The organism is Streptomyces sp. NPDC001781 (assembly GCF_053596035.1).
In genome coordinates, this window is the sequence record NZ_JBSFFI010000014.1 from 80,003 (window position 1) to 94,203 (window position 14,201).

A 14,201-nucleotide genomic window follows, 5' to 3' on the forward strand; every position below is an offset into this window, starting at 1 on the left:
CTCCGTCCTCTGCAATAACTGACTACAGCTCGTCAGGGCGACGGTGGCTCATCGAGGATCAGACCGGTGCCCGTTATGAAGCCATCGAGGGTGTCGGGCCGGTACTGAAGGCGTTTGAGCCGATTGCGGACAAGGGCCTCCAGACGGTCGAGGGCCATGACGGCGAGGTTGGCCAGACTGCGTTTGACGTGCGCCCATACCCACTCGACAGGGTTGAGGTCGGGCGAGTAGGCGGGCAGCAGGAACACCGACAGCCAGTCTCGCTCGGCGATCAGCTCACGCATGGCGTGGGAGACATGGGTGTTCAGGCGGTCCCAGACCAAGACGATCGCTGCCTTGACGAGCTGGTGGACGCCGTCGATCAGGGCGATGAAGTCGCGCTCGCCCATGCTGCGGCGTGAGCCGTTGCCCGCTCGGTGAGTGCGCAGGCGGTGGCACAGCCGGGTCCGGGAGCCCGGGCGCATCGCGATCATCCCGGCCACCGACAGGCGCCCTGAGCGGCGCCCGCTGACCGTCACGACCGGCGTGCGGCCTCGTCGGCCCCAGGTGCGTCCTCGGGGCGGCTTTCGGGTGAAGCCTGCTTCGTCCTCGAAGCAGATGTATCCGCCGCAGGCCGCCCGGGCTCTTTTACCTCGGCCCAAGTTGCCTCGCTCCACGCGGTCACGGCCTGCTCGTCGCGCTCGGCGACCCGCCGCGCGCGCACCTGCGGGCTGAAGCCGAGGCGGTGCATCAGTCGCGTGGCACCCGAGACGCTGTAGGAGACGTGAAACTTCCTGCCGATCAGCGTGGCCACCCTCGCCGCGGTCCACACCTGGTCCTCCACCCAGCCATGCGCGGCAGGGCCCTGCTCCAGATACGCGGCCAGCTTCTCCAGACAACGCGGGGCCAGACGGCACCGCGATCCGCTCGGGCCACGGGAGGCCAACGCCTGAGCACCGGCGTCCCGCCACAACTGGTGCCACTGATAGGCAGACTTCCGGCTCACCCGCAGGCGCCGTGCCACCTCCAGCGGCTTCATGTCGTGCTCGAACAGCACGGCCGCCTGCATCCGCACCGTCTCACGGCGCCGCCGACCCGCAGCGGTTAGCCCGCCGCCATCCGCATATCTCACACACCACGAGATACAGCCGCCACACCGGGCCTATCAGGGACTTCGAGACAGTTCACCCTGACGAGCCGAAGTCAGTAAGCGAGTCCCTGCCCCGCCACCAGGTGTCAGCGAGTCCCTGGACTTCGGGTACCGGCTCGAATCCGTCGAGGTTCAGGTCCTCGACGGCGCTGCCTTTGATCTTCGTGATGGTCTTGGCCCAGTAGCCCGCGTGGCTGGCCAGTGCCAGGGCTTCCACCCATCCCTCTGTGCTGGCGTGCAGCGGCGTCCAGTGGTCAGCGTCGATCCCGAACTCACCTCCTGGCCCGATCATGAACCCGTGGGCCATGGAGACACGACAATCGCCAGCCGGGAACCGCCATCCGTTCGCGGCTGAGCCCTCCGGGGCATCGGCTTCCAGAACGCGCGGGCCGCCCTCGTATTCGGGGGCCGGGGGCAGGGCGAGACCGCCCCAGCGCTCTTGGAAGGCGACAGCCCGGTCGATCTCGGCATCCGGAATCCCTTGCTTGAGCCATGCCTCCCGGAAGAGCTTGAGGTCGCGGTGTGGAACACGCAGCCCGTGTCCCTCAACGAAGTAACGAGCTCGCCGGCTCAAGCCCTCAGGCGCCTGAGGAATCACCGGCACTCGGGGGTCCGTCGTCACGGCTGCTGCCCCTCGCATGGAGAGGTCGGTGCGGCCGGGTGCGGCGGTGCCGACGGCTGCTGAGCGCTGGACCAACGGACAGGGGCGCCGCCGGGGCCGCCGGTGAGCCAGGAACCGTCGCCCAGGGGCACCAGCTCGTACGGGTTGCTCGCCTCAACGGTGAACTCGCCGCTGAGGGTGCCCGTGCGTACGTCGACCAGGTGGTGACGGAACCACTCCTCCTCGTCCTGACTCTCACCGCCGAGGGTGACGATGGCCGTGTCCTCGCTCAGGTAGCCGCCGCTCCATTCCACGAAGGACTCCTCCGGGTCGTACCCGAAGGCTTCGACAGGGAAGGTGAAGAGCACGTCCCCGTTGGGGTGGTCATGGAAGGCGACGTCCGCCTGCCCGTGGTCCACGGTCATGAACTGACGCCCGGACGGAGCCAGGTCGATCAGGCAGCGGTCCTGCCACGGGTACGTCACGAACTCCGGCTCGCTGTCCACCCCGACCGTGCCCCGGAGAATGACAGAGCCGTCCTGGCCCTCACCGATGTCGAGGTAGATGCTGCCGTCCACGGGATGCACGTGGTGGGAGGCGCCGTGCCCGACCGTCTCCAACTCGCAGCGGGCGAGAACCACACCGTTGTCGGCATCGTGCACGACCCACTGGTCCCCGCCCCCGCGGCCCGCCATCGCGTCCGGCCGGTAGACCCACACCGTCCGACCGTCCCGCGACAGCACACAGCCAGGCCGGTGGCCATGGCGTACGTCAGAGCGCGGTTCGAAGTCCGAGGCCCACATGAGGTCGCCGGCGCGCGTAAGGCAGACGACCTCGTTCAGCGTCGTGTACACGACCCGCTCCAAATCCTGCCGGACCACCGACGCTACGACCTCCTCGCCATCCCGCGGTTGGAAAACCGCTGTGGGCTCCAGCGTCCCGTAGACGCCGGAGCCCACAACGTAGGCGTGGATCCGCCCGTCGCGGAGACGCGTGATGACCTTCGGTGGCGGCTCAGGAATCATCCGCTGAGGCTAACGCCCAGCTCAGGAACCTCAAGAGCCGGGGCGGTGGGCGCCCGAGTCGGGTAGTCGGGCCGAGCACGGTAGTTGGCCGACCGATTGCTCAGAACAAAGAGTCCCAGAGGACCTCTTCCGGGTCAGGTTCTTCTGGGTGGAGCATGCAGCGTCTGCAGCGCAGGAGCCCTGGTTCGTTAGTGCCCGAGGCGGCGCTCATCCACGGCAGGGCCTCCATGGCGTGCGCGCGCTCGTTGTCGGCGAGGGTGTCGACGGCCCGGCGGAGTTCCTCCGGTGCGGATTGGTCGGTGAGGCAGAGCCAGCCGACCGCCGCCGACAGACGGGCTTCGGGGGCCTCCGCTCGGTCGTGCCACCGTTCACGTAGCCACCTGACAGTCGGCGGGTACGGGTGGGCCCGGGTGATCTCGGCGGCGGCCAGGAGCAGGGCCGCGCGGACCATGGCGTCGCCTTCGGTGGCGAATCCGTTGGCCAAGGCAGTCCGGATGGTGTGGGCGGGGTCGGCGGCGGTCGCCAGGACGTAGGCGGCGTCGACGCGGACGGTGGGGTCGGAGTCTCCAAGAAGGGGCAGGAGCGCGGTGGTGGCGGTGGTGATCGCGGCTCGGGCGGCGGCCACCGACCAGCCGGCCGGGTAGCCGGTCACCTCGTAGCCGTAGTCGTCGTGGGTATCGGGGGCGTGGCGCCGGGGATCGTTGCGGTGGAGGAGGAGTTCCTCGCGAGAGGCGACGCCGTGGTGCCTGGCACGGGCGGGGCCGGAGAGGACTGCGAGGGCGGCAGTGCGGTGTGGGTGGTGGGCGTTGATGGCGAGGGGAATGAGGAACGGCACGGCAAGGGCAGCGGCGGCCCGGCTGTCGTCGGCGCACAGGCCCCACAGCACACCCGTCGCATCCACGACCGGTTCGCCGCCAGCGCGCAGGAGGGAAACCGCCTCCCGGACGTCGTACCCATGGGGGAAGTTACCCCACGGGACGGCATCCAAGTCCAAGGCCCGTCGAGGCTCGGGCAGGATGCTGGCCACCGCCGCCCGCACGTCGAACGGACCCCCCGAGAACGAGGCCAAGTCCGCCCCGTCCGTCACTTTCCGACACATCTCGAACGTCGGATCGGTCCGCCAGTCCACGTCACACCCCAACCGTCGAATCCCCGGAACTTGATCATGGCTGGCCCGGCGGCCCACCGGAAGCCTCTCGGCGGTGATCCAGCGGCTCGTACGGGGCCAACCGGAATGCTCAAGGGCCACCTACCGAGCTCAGTCACAGGCAGGCACAGGCTAGCTGCAACGCTCAAGGGCCAACGAGAGCGCCAAGTCTCAACAACGCAGCGTTACCGAAGCAAGATCCGCCAACTACTGCGCTCGTCCGCCAAGTAAAAATCTCGGTCGCAGTGACGAGGTCGGCCACCGGAGTCAGGCCGGAAATAATTTCGATGGGGTTAAATAAGTAAGTAAAGTTTGGGATAAATTCTGCTAGGATGGGGGCGCGAGAGGAGATCCAGGCATGGCATCCGAGGAAGAGCTGTTCGCGAACATCGACGCCCTGCTGGCGGAGGAGCCGCAGCTCCCGCCTCCGGCGGAGCGTGCCCGGCTTCGCGAGGCCGCCGGCATCACCCAGGCCCGTCTCGCGGCCGCGCTGAAGACCACGACACAGACGGTCAAGAACTACGAGAACGGCCGCTCCGAGCCGAAGTCGCCGCGCCTGGAGGCGTACCAGCGGCTGCTGAAGGGATGGGCGGCGAAGTACCCCGCGGGCGGCACCCCCGCCGTGCCCGCCGTCCCCCTGGCTCCGACCGCGGCACCGCAGCCGGTGACGCCGGGGGCGTTCGCGGGCCAAGCCGCGCCCGAGGCGAAGGCCGCCGCGCCGGTGGAGACTCCCGCTGCCACGGCCGCCCCGGAGCACCCCGCCCGTCCGGCCGGACGGGCGGCGACGTCGCGGCGCCCGGCGGCGAAGAAGGCGACGCAGCCAGCCGTCGACCCGCGCTTCCCGCACGGCCCGCTCGCCGTGCTGGACGGCGACGGCTCGGCGTACGGCGTCGACGGGATCGTGCTGGACTGCCCTGCGACCACGATCCCGGAGCTGGTGGAGTGGACGCTGAGCGAGTCCGGCCTCGGAGCACCGAAGCTGAACCGCTACGGCAGGGACTCCGACCCGCTGATCGTGCTCACCGCCGCGGCCGCCGTGCGGCTCGGACTGCCCGAGCGCCTGGAAGGCCACGAGCAGCGCCGCTCCCTGCGCCTGCCGGAGGACCACCCGGTCGTCAAGCAGGTGGCGAAGGCCAAGTGGCAGCTCACGCAGCGCGGGTTCGGCCCGTGGGCGAGGATCTACCGCAAGGCGCAGGGGCGCGAGAGGCAGTGCGTGCAGCTGGCGATCCTGTCGTGGGACGCCCTAGACGAGCGCTCCTGGCCCGGCGTCAGGGAGATGGAGTCGGCCGACATCGCCCGTGTCCTCGGGGTGTACGCCCAGCGGGTCATCACCCCGCGAGGGTCCACGGCCGTCTCGGGCCTGGAGCTGATGACGGCGCTGCGGCCGCCGACGAGGCCGGAGCGCGACGAGGAGACCGGCAACTGGATCTCGGGCCACAACCCGGGGTCGCTGGGGACGGAGCCGATGGACCCGGCGCCGCCGGAGGCCACCCCGGAGCACCCGGTCGTCGTCCGGTCCGGCTGGACCGGCGGGTTCCTCGATGAGGAGGCGTACCAGTGGGTGCGGCCGGTGGACTCGCTCAGCGACGAGGAGTGCATGACGCCCTTCGCGGTCGGCCTGGACCTCAACACCGCGTTCCTCGCCGCGGCGGCCCGCCTGGTCGTCGGCCTCAGCGCTCCGGACCACTTCCACGCCCCGAGGTTCAACCCGAAGATCCCCGGCAGCTGGCTGGTCGACCTCAGCCACATCGAGGTGGACCCGCGCCTGCCCTCGCCGTTCACGCCGGACGGCTCCCGGCCCACGGGCCCGGCCTGGTACCAGACGTACACCGTCGCCTACGCCCAGGAACTCGGCTACAACGTGGCTCCCCTGGAGGGGTACCTGCGCCGGGAGACCGGCGCGTACCTGGACCCGTGGCACGACCGCCTCAAGACCGCCTACGTCGACACACTCGCCGACCTCGGCGTGACCAGAGACCTGACCGACGCCGAGTTCCTGGCGGCCATGGAGCGGCACAAGGAGGCCGACCCGGCGATGGCGGCCGTCCTGGCCGCCATCAAGGCCACGGTGAAGGGCGGCATCGGCAAGCTCCGCGAGCGCCCGCAGGGCAAGCGCTATAAGGAAGGCGAGCGGTGGCCGGCCCTTCAGCGGCCGACCTGGCGCCCCGACATCCGCGCCGCCGTCATCGCCAAGGCCCGCACCAACATGCACCGCAAGCTCAGCAACATGGCGAAGATGACCGGGCTGTACCCACTCGCCGTTCTCTCCGACTGCGTCGTCTACCCCGCACCTGGCGCGAGCCCGCTGGACTTCCTCCCCTATGCCGCGTCCGGCAAGCCGCAACCGGGCGGGTTCCGTCTCGGCCCCACGCCCGGCCTGGCGAAACTGGAGGGCGTCCAGCCCATGCTGTGGGCGGTCGACCTGATGGAACAGGGCTTGAACCCGGCCCGTCACATCAAGGGCGGCGACGCCGTCGTAGAAGACGGCGAATAGCCCACCGCCCCGCCCGAACCGTTCCGCCGACCCCGCACGGGAAGGACCGCGCCCATGACCGACCACAGCCGTCCCCCGAGGTGGGCGCTGCCCACCCGCCCGCCGGGCCAGGACCCGATCCTGTTCGCCCGGGCGATGCGCGACATGCGCCTGACCTGGCGCGCCCGGGGTGTCCTGGCCGAACTCACCACCGGATACACCGACGACGACCGCCCTTTGATGCACCAGCTGTCCTCGTTGACCCGCGCCGAGCGGCTGGCCGCCGAAGGCCGGGAAGCATTCGGCAAGGCCGTCGCGGAGCTGCGCGCGCTGGGCTACCTCACGCCGGAGAACGACGGCGTGGGTGAGCGCCTGCTCGTGAACCTCGACGCGGCGAAGGACGCCTGTCCGGTCTACGACCGGTTCCACCATGACGACGACCACGACGGAAGCTGAGCCGTGAACGAGATCGAGGACGCGATCGAGCGGGCCGACCGGGAGTCGTTCACCAAGGCACCGCCCAAAACCCTCAAGGGCCAGATCGGCTTCCTGCTCAGGCAGCTCGGCAGCGCGAAGGCCGTCGCGCAGGAGATCGGGGTCACCGCCGACTCCGTCAACCGCTACCGGCGCGGCGCCCGCAAGCACGCCCGCGCCGACATCGCCGCCAAGATCGACAACGCGGTACGGCAGCGGTGGCAACCGCTGGTGCGCAAACGCCGGCAGAAGAAGGCGGCCACCAGCACCGGGATCACGGTGGAGACCCGGGCCCGGTTCGGCTACACCGCGCCCATCGGCACGACCGACGACGGACGGTTCCGGCGACTGACCGTGCACCTCCCCCCGCAGTACGCACAACGGCTCTTCGACGCCCGCGATGCCGGAGCCGGCGACCAGCAGATGCGCGGAATCATCGCCGAAGGATTCAAGGAAGTCTATTTCCAGGACGGCGGCCATCGCGCCATGGGACTGTCCGACGTGGCCATCAACGACATCGACTACCTGGATCTCGACTACTGAATTCCGGGGTCCTTCTGGCGAGCGTCAACTACCCGTGTGCCGAGGCGTGATAGTTGTCACCAGGGCAGGCATGGTGTCACCAAGGCCGCCGGGCGCGGCGCGCCGGGTGTGACTGACCGCCGCAGTTGGCCCGTGAGCGGTCTGGCTGCAGCCCGGGGTTCGCGTCGGGAGGGCGCCGCATGCGGGGCACCCTCCCGACTGTCAGCAGGGTGCGATGGAATGGCCGCGTGACCGTACATGATGTGGCCCGAGCGCTCCCGGGTATCGAGGAACTGCGCAACCACTGCCGAGGGCTCGCAATGTTGGACGCCGTGCTCAGCCCGGAATGGGACGCGCGGTTCTACTCATACGACGCCCACTGGGGTGACGGCGAGCAGATGGCATCGATGCGGGACGGCATCGGCGGGGAGTACTCGATCGTCTTCTCAGCCGCCGGGGCCTATGTCCGTGGCTTCGACCACGAGTCGCCTATGAGTCCCTGGGCTCGCATGGACGTGCCCACGGTATGGCCGGGCGTGGTCGACGACGTGCCGGAGATCTTCCGCCCGTACGTCACGGAGCCCGCTTTCTGCGACGAGCACGGCATCTGCACCATCACCTGCTGCCTATGGCGCCGGGCGACAGACCCGGTCTGGCGAACTGGCGCCATCGCCTTCCCCGAGAAGGGGGACAGTGCCCCGGACGGTGCCGACATCCTCTTCGAGCTCCTCGTCGACCGTACGCCGGAGGCCTACGCCAAGTGGGCGTCTGACTACTACGAGATTTCCATCGACGTTGAGGCCGTCCGCCACGTCCTGGCCGGGCACCCGCTGACTGCGAAAATCCTCGCCGCGGTCAACCCAGACGTCGAGCTCTCCGACCTGGCCGAGGACATTGTAGAAATCGGCTACTTGACTTGAGGGCCGAGGCCTCGATCCCTTCCGGGGTTAGCCACTTGATCCAACCAGCCGCCGGGTGACTGAGCACGCACACGGCCGGACGCGCCATCCGTGGCGCTCAGTCACACTGGGCTGACTTGTGAAGGCTGCTGTGCAGCTCAGGCGTCCGGGTGGAGTACCGGTGACACTCACCGTGCTTCGCGTGCTGTCGGTGACAGGTAGCGCGCCGATCTGGTGACAACCACTGTGCTTTGCGCGATCGAAACCGCAGGTCAGTGGAGGGCGACGGTGACAACTGCCGTGCCTCGGCACAACCCGTTGCGACCCGCGGCCCGATGCGGCCGGCGCCAGGTCGCTGCAGCCGACGCGAGGCCCACGCCTGGGCGGTCGACGGCTTAACCTGGGTATATGGGTGCGAATGCACACAGTGAACATCCGGCCGGCGCGGAACATGGCCGTGGTGACGTGCGCGGGGCGATGGTTGCGATCGCCGACGGACGTGGCTGTATCGCGTTCTGCAGTGAGGGCGCCGGCGTTCTGCTCGGATGGACTTCGCAGGAGATGGTCGGCCGGCCGGCGAGCAGCGTGTTCACGTCCGCGATTTCGGAGGCCCTTGCGCCGGATGCCGGTGAATGGCTGGGGGAGATGGTTCTCCGCAACCGTGACGGCCGTCCCGTTCCGGCTACCGTGCGTGTGGTACCGGTCCCGGCCGAACGGCAGTGGATCATCCTGGCCGCCTCCCATCGGGAGGTGCACACAGCTGAAGAGGCTCTGGCCCAGTGCGATCTTCCCGTGGCCCTGTTCGACACCGCATTGCAGCTGGTCTGTGCCAGCTGCGGCCTGGCGGACGTCACCGGCCTGGACGGCGGTGACCTGCCCGGTCGGCACGTCGGAGACCTGCCGGTGCACCCGGAGGACGGTGTGGACATCGAGGGCCGGCTGCGGCGTGTTGCGACCGTGGGCGAGCCTGAATCCTTCCTGGCTCGCTTCACCGGTGATCGTTCCGTCTCCCAGCGGCTCTGGACCACCACCCTCACGGCGCTCCGCGACCATGCGGGTCGGATAGACCACGTCCAGCTCGTCGCAGTGGACGCCACCGAGCAGCGGCAGGCCCGGGACCGGCTCGCGGTGCTCAACGAAGTCAGTGCAACGGTGGGAACCAGCCTGGACGTGGAGCGCACCGCGCAGGAGATGGCCGACGTCGTCGTGAGGGATCTCGCCGACTTCGTCACCGTCGACCTGCTCGACCATCTCCGCGGTGACGCCAGCGACGACATGTCCAGCCAGCTGGCGCTCAAGCGCGTGGGGCAGGCATCCGTACTTCCGGGCGCGCCCGAGGCCACGGTCGCGCTGGGGCAAGTCGCCTGGTACTCCGGTTCCTCGCCCCTCTCCCGCTGCCTTGCCTCCGGGCTTCCCGCGATCTTCCAGACGGTGAAGGCCACGATGCCGGACTGGGAAGCCAGTGACCCGGCATGGGCGGAGTCGGCTCGCTGCTTCGGCGTGCACTCGGTGATGGTGGTGCCGCTGCGTGCGCGCGGGAGCACGCTCGGAGTCGCGGTCATGGCCCGCCACCGCAGAGCGGACCCCTTTCAGGACGACGACCTGCTTCTCGCGGACGAGATCGCCGCACGCACCGGGACCAGCATCGACAACGCCCAGCGGTACCGCGACGCGCACAGTACCGCGCTCGCCCTTCAGCAAGGCCTCCTCCCGCAGCCACCGCCGCACCAGGAAGCCGTGGACCTCGCCTGCCGCTACCTTCCCGCTGCCGTGGAAGCGGGGGTGGGCGGGGACTGGTTCGACGTGATCCCGCTGCCGGGAGCCAGGGTTGCCCTGATCATGGGTGACGTCGTCGGACACGGCCTGCATGCCGCGGTCACCATGGGACGTCTGCGTACGGCCGTACGCACTCTGGCCGACGTGGACCTGCCCCCCGACGAGCTGCTCACCCACCTCGACGACCTTGTCAGCCGCCTGGGAGCCACAGCCGACCGCGCGACTCTCGGCGAGGGAATGGTGGCCACCTGCCTCTACGCCGTCTACGACGCCACCACCGGCGATCTGGCCCTGGCCAGCGCCGGTCAGCCGCTTCCCGTGACCGCCGTCCCAGGATCGCCGGCGCAGCAGATGGGCTTTCCCGTCGGTCCGCCGCTCGGTGTGGGTGGAATACCTTTCGAAGTGACAGAGGTACACATGGGCCACGGCAGTCTGCTCGCCATGTACACCGACGGTCTGGTCTCCTCCCGGAAAGGGCCGGGAGACAGAATGCGACGACTGCTCGACGCCCTGTCCCAGCCCGGGGCCTCCGTGGACGCGACCTGCGACAGCGTGATGCGCCACATGCCCGACCACCTGGACGACGACATCGCCCTGCTGCTGGTACGAACGCGGACGCTGCCCGCCGCCAACGTCGCCACGCTCGAGATCCAGGCGGATCCCGCCGTCGTCGCCTGCGCTCGCCTGTGGGCGAGCCGCCACCTGGAACAGTGGTCCCTCCAGGACCATGCCTTCACCACCGAGCTGATCGTCAGCGAACTGCTCACCAACGCCATCCGCTACGCCACCGCACCCATCAGACTCCGGCTCATCCGCACCACAAGCCTGACCTGCGAAGTGTGGGACGCCAGTAACACCGCCCCTCACCTGCGCCGCGCCCGCATCTTCGACGAAGGGGGACGCGGCCTGATGCTCGTGGCGCAGCTCGCGCACCAATGGGGGACACGCCAGAGCTCCGCCGGGAAGGTCATCTGGGCCCAGATCACTCCCCCTGCCACGGCGATGGCATCCCCGGCAGGTGCGTGATCGTCGCAGGGGCAACCCTCCGGGTGACGGCGCCCGACGCGAGGCCGGCTGTCCTGCGGCTTCGCCGCTCGCCGCTCCCGCGTCCTTGGACGGCAGCCTCCAGCCGGCGTGCCCTGGTCAGTGAGAAGGCCAGGGGGTGGTGGCCGTGTCCGCGGACAGACCGTGGGCGGTCAGCAAGTGGACCGTGCCGCCTTCGAGCACGTAGTACAGGCCCACCACTGCCGTCTGTCCGGCCGCGACCCGGGCAGCCACCACCGGGGAACGCTCCAGCAGCAGGTCGACGGTCTGCCGGACATGCTCCGAGATGACCTCGCGGTCCTTGGTCACACCGGCGTCGGTGGCGGCCAGCACGCTGGGCATCACCCGTTCGATCAGATCGGCGACGTACCCCGGCGTGGGGGATTCGACCCCGGCCACCACGGCACGTGTCGCAGCGATTGCGCCGCACTCGTCGTGGCCCAGGACCACCAGGAGGGGACATCCCAGGATTTCGATCCCGTACTCGATGCTGCCCAGCACTTCCGGTCCCACCACGTGGCCCGAGGTGCGCACCACGAACAGGTCCCCCAGACCCCGGTCAAAGATGATCTCGGCCGCCAGCCGAGAATCCGAACAACCGAACATGACCGCGAACGGGCGCTGGACGGGAGCTATCGCGCTGCGCCGGGCGGCGTCCTGGTTCGGGTGCTGCGGGATACCCGAAGCGAACCGCCGGTTGCCACTCAGCAGTACCTCGAAGGCCTGCGACGGCGTCGGCATCCCAGGATCGGCCATACCTTCAGCCTACGTCCGGGGCAGGTTCCCCGCCCGTGCCCATGAGCTACGCGTCCGCGTAGGTGTTGGCCACGGCGACCCCCGCCAGGCGCGTCACCATCGCATCGGTGATGCCGTGCTCGTCGAGGCGGTCCTGCACTGAGGTGTCCCTGGTCTCCTCCGCCTCAGGCTCCGGGGCCGCGGGCTCCTCCGTCTGGGGTTCCACGACCTCGTCGGGGACGCTGGTGGATGAGGAGTCGCTGCCGCATCCGGTGAGCAGGAATGTGCCGGCGACCAGGGCGGCCAGGGCGAGATGCCTCATGTGAGAAGCCCTCACCTCTGTTTGTTGTGACGGTCGATGGCGGTGGAGAAGGTGTTCACCAGGTCGCCGTGCATCCGGTAGCCCTTCACCTTCCCGAAGCCCGGTCCCTGCGACTGGATCGGCTCCTGCATGCCGACCGGCCACCAGCCCTCGCGGACGCCGCGTTCCAAGACGCGCTTGAGCGCGCCGGAGTGGCCCCGGAGACTGCCGCCTTCGTGGCGGAGGTCGTCGTCGCTGACGAATCCGTCGCCTTCGACTGCGCCCCTGACGATGTCCTGGGCTCGGCGAGGGAGGGTGCGGTAATACTGCTGGGCACGTTCGACGGTCCAGGTGCTGTCGACCTGGACGTGGTCGGCGTGCTGTCGGAGGAGTGCGAGGAGCTGGTCCTGGAAGTCGGCGGTGGGATCGGTCACCGTGACGGTGATGCGCAAGATTCCTCCCGTAGCAATAGACGAGGTTCTAACGAGAAGAATAGCGGGCTGCCGTTTTGCGTCAGGCTCGTGCCGAGGAGACCAGTCACTGCATCTACGCGGGCGCCGACGGCTCCAACGGCCCCACCGCCGACTCCACACGCATCGGCCAGGACCCCGTCGGCATCTCCGCCAGCACCGCCGCGCCGGGAAGAGCACCGGATCCGCCCCCGGCCCCGCGGACACACCGATTGGTCGGCTACCGCTGGTCGAACCGTTGCCGGGTCTCGCTGTCGGCCGGCAGGAACGTCTCCAGGTGCAGCCCTTCCAAGGCGGTATCAGTGGCGGTGCTGAGGGTCGCGGAAGTGCTGAAGAAGCGGAGCGGGTTACCGTCGACATCGATTTCGAGGGTGATCACGGGCCCTGTGCCGAGGGTGGAGGCAGCGGGTCTGCCGACGTATCCGGCGATCTCCGCGGCAAGCTCGTGGTGGCGCTGGTCATGGGTGCGCTCGGCACGGTGCCTCACTTGTTGCAGCAGGTGGCTTCCCCACTCCGCGAGGTTGCCGATCCGGCGGGCGAGTCCGTCGGGATGGAGGCAGACCCGGACCACGTTGACCGGCGGCTCCAGCAACTCCGGCGCGCAACCGGCCATCAGCTGATCCACGGCGGCGTTGGCGTCGATGATGTCCCAGTACTCGTCCAACAGCAGCGCAGGGTAGGGCAGGTGGGCGTCGAGAAGCCGGCGCAGACCCTCCATCACGAGCGCGATCGGTGCGTCGTCCCATTGGTGATCCTGATAGCGCGGCGCGTAGCCGGCGGCCAGCAGGAGCCGATTGCGCTCCCGCAACGGCACATCAAGGTTGTCGGAGAGACGCATGAGCATCTCCGCTGTCGGGTGCGCCTTGCCTGTCTCCACCCGGCTGAGATGACGGGTGGAGACCCGCGATCGGTTGGACAACTCCTGCTGACTGAAGCGGCGCCGTTCACGCCAGGTCCGCAACAGCACACCGACTGGGGAGACTTCCACTGCAACGCTCATGCCCATGACGATAGGGGAGCCTGTCCGGGTGGCCATGACCTGTGAGGTCATGGCTCTGCCGACCGGAGCCGGGCCAGGATGCTGGACATCAGCCGATCGAAACGAGCGGGAGAGAACCGATCATGAAGACTGTCGTTCAGCAGTACCTGGCCACGTGGAACGCGACCGGCGACGAGCGTCCGGCCCTGCTCTCCGAGTACTGGTCGCCCACGGCGACCTACACCGACCCGATGGCAGAGGTCTCCGGCCACGACGGGATCACGGCGGTCGTCGACGGCGTCCAGGCGCAGTTCCCCGGGTTCGTCTTCACCCAGGTCGGCGAGATCGACGCCCACCACCGCCAGGTGCGCTTCCGCTGGGGCCTCGGCCCGGAGGGTGCCGAGCCGCTGGTGATCGGATTCGACGTCCTGGTACTGGACGAGTCGGGCCGGATCCAGGACGTACGCGGTTTCCTGGACAAAGTGCCGGCATAACGGCGCGCCGCCCGCGAGTGACCGGGCACCTGGAGCTGCCTTCACCCTGACTCGCCGGGCCGTTCGCGGAGGTCCACCTGATCCGGGACGGCCCTTCGGGTCAGTGCACGGTCGGGTGATGAGAGCGGGTAA

Annotated in this window: 14 protein-coding genes and 1 pseudogene; 6 read left to right on the forward strand and 9 right to left on the reverse strand. The window is 69.1% G+C overall.

Annotated elements, in window-relative coordinates; all coding sequences use genetic code 11:
* Positions 1 to 32: 32 nt before the first annotated feature.
* From ACWCV3_RS15625 to ACWCV3_RS15645, 5 genes and pseudogenes are all read right to left on the reverse strand, one after another.
* Positions 33 to 809: an IS630 family transposase gene (locus ACWCV3_RS15625; RefSeq protein WP_451223400.1), complete on the reverse strand. Its 777-nt coding sequence runs from the start codon at positions 807 to 809 to the stop codon at positions 33 to 35.
* Positions 704 to 1,048: pseudogene (locus tag ACWCV3_RS15630) on the reverse strand (helix-turn-helix domain-containing protein); the annotation flags it as partial. The gene ACWCV3_RS15625 and the pseudogene ACWCV3_RS15630, both read right to left, overlap by 106 nt.
* Positions 1,049 to 1,163: 115 nt before the next feature.
* Positions 1,164 to 1,751 (reverse strand): hypothetical protein, encoded by a 588-nt coding sequence (locus tag ACWCV3_RS15635; RefSeq protein WP_451223402.1) that lies wholly within the window; start codon positions 1,749 to 1,751, stop codon positions 1,164 to 1,166.
* Positions 1,748 to 2,755 (reverse strand): hypothetical protein, encoded by a 1,008-nt coding sequence (locus ACWCV3_RS15640; RefSeq protein WP_451223404.1) that lies wholly within the window; start codon positions 2,753 to 2,755, stop codon positions 1,748 to 1,750. The genes ACWCV3_RS15635 and ACWCV3_RS15640 overlap by 4 nt, the downstream gene beginning before the upstream one ends.
* Before the next feature lie 100 nt (positions 2,756 to 2,855).
* The gene (locus tag ACWCV3_RS15645) at positions 2,856 to 3,656 is read right to left on the reverse strand and encodes a hypothetical protein (RefSeq protein ID WP_451223406.1); all 801 of its coding nucleotides are present in this window, start codon (positions 3,654 to 3,656) and stop codon (positions 2,856 to 2,858) included.
* A gap of 604 nt (positions 3,657 to 4,260) precedes the next feature.
* On the opposite strand from ACWCV3_RS15645, the gene tap reads away from it, so the two are divergent.
* From tap to ACWCV3_RS15670, 5 genes are all read left to right on the forward strand, one after another.
* Positions 4,261 to 6,396 carry a telomere-associated protein Tap gene (tap, locus tag ACWCV3_RS15650; protein WP_451223408.1) on the forward strand — a complete coding sequence of 712 codons (2,136 nt, stop codon included), beginning with the start codon at positions 4,261 to 4,263 and terminating at the stop codon, positions 6,394 to 6,396.
* A 54-nt stretch (positions 6,397 to 6,450) separates the two neighbouring features.
* The gene (locus ACWCV3_RS15655) at positions 6,451 to 6,831 is read left to right on the forward strand and encodes a hypothetical protein (protein WP_451223410.1); all 381 of its coding nucleotides are present in this window, start codon (positions 6,451 to 6,453) and stop codon (positions 6,829 to 6,831) included.
* Between the two features lie 3 nt (positions 6,832 to 6,834).
* Positions 6,835 to 7,392 (forward strand): telomere-protecting terminal protein Tpg, encoded by a 558-nt coding sequence (tpg, locus tag ACWCV3_RS15660; protein WP_451223412.1) that lies wholly within the window; start codon positions 6,835 to 6,837, stop codon positions 7,390 to 7,392.
* Positions 7,393 to 7,619: 227 nt separating this feature from the next.
* The gene (locus ACWCV3_RS15665; protein ID WP_451223414.1) at positions 7,620 to 8,291 is read left to right on the forward strand and encodes a hypothetical protein; all 672 of its coding nucleotides are present in this window, start codon (positions 7,620 to 7,622) and stop codon (positions 8,289 to 8,291) included.
* 387 nt (positions 8,292 to 8,678) lie between these two features.
* Positions 8,679 to 11,072, forward strand: a complete 2,394-nt coding sequence (locus ACWCV3_RS15670; protein ID WP_451223416.1) for a SpoIIE family protein phosphatase — start codon at positions 8,679 to 8,681, stop codon at positions 11,070 to 11,072.
* 117 nt (positions 11,073 to 11,189) lie between these two features.
* Here ACWCV3_RS15670 and ACWCV3_RS15675 read toward each other — a convergent pair whose 3' ends face one another.
* From ACWCV3_RS15675 to ACWCV3_RS15690, 4 genes are all read right to left on the reverse strand, one after another.
* Positions 11,190 to 11,846 carry a carbonic anhydrase gene (locus tag ACWCV3_RS15675; protein WP_451223418.1) on the reverse strand — a complete coding sequence of 219 codons (657 nt, stop codon included), beginning with the start codon at positions 11,844 to 11,846 and terminating at the stop codon, positions 11,190 to 11,192.
* 46 nt (positions 11,847 to 11,892) lie between these two features.
* Positions 11,893 to 12,147: a hypothetical protein gene (locus ACWCV3_RS15680; RefSeq protein ID WP_451223420.1), complete on the reverse strand. Its 255-nt coding sequence runs from the start codon at positions 12,145 to 12,147 to the stop codon at positions 11,893 to 11,895.
* A gap of 11 nt (positions 12,148 to 12,158) precedes the next feature.
* The gene (locus tag ACWCV3_RS15685; RefSeq protein WP_451223422.1) at positions 12,159 to 12,578 is read right to left on the reverse strand and encodes a hypothetical protein; all 420 of its coding nucleotides are present in this window, start codon (positions 12,576 to 12,578) and stop codon (positions 12,159 to 12,161) included.
* A 238-nt stretch (positions 12,579 to 12,816) separates the two neighbouring features.
* Positions 12,817 to 13,596, reverse strand: a complete 780-nt coding sequence (locus tag ACWCV3_RS15690) for a helix-turn-helix domain-containing protein (protein WP_451223424.1) — start codon at positions 13,594 to 13,596, stop codon at positions 12,817 to 12,819.
* Positions 13,597 to 13,718: 122 nt separating this feature from the next.
* On the opposite strand from ACWCV3_RS15690, the gene ACWCV3_RS15695 reads away from it, so the two are divergent.
* Positions 13,719 to 14,069 (forward strand): nuclear transport factor 2 family protein, encoded by a 351-nt coding sequence (locus tag ACWCV3_RS15695; RefSeq protein WP_451223426.1) that lies wholly within the window; start codon positions 13,719 to 13,721, stop codon positions 14,067 to 14,069.
* Positions 14,070 to 14,201 lie beyond the last annotated feature (132 nt).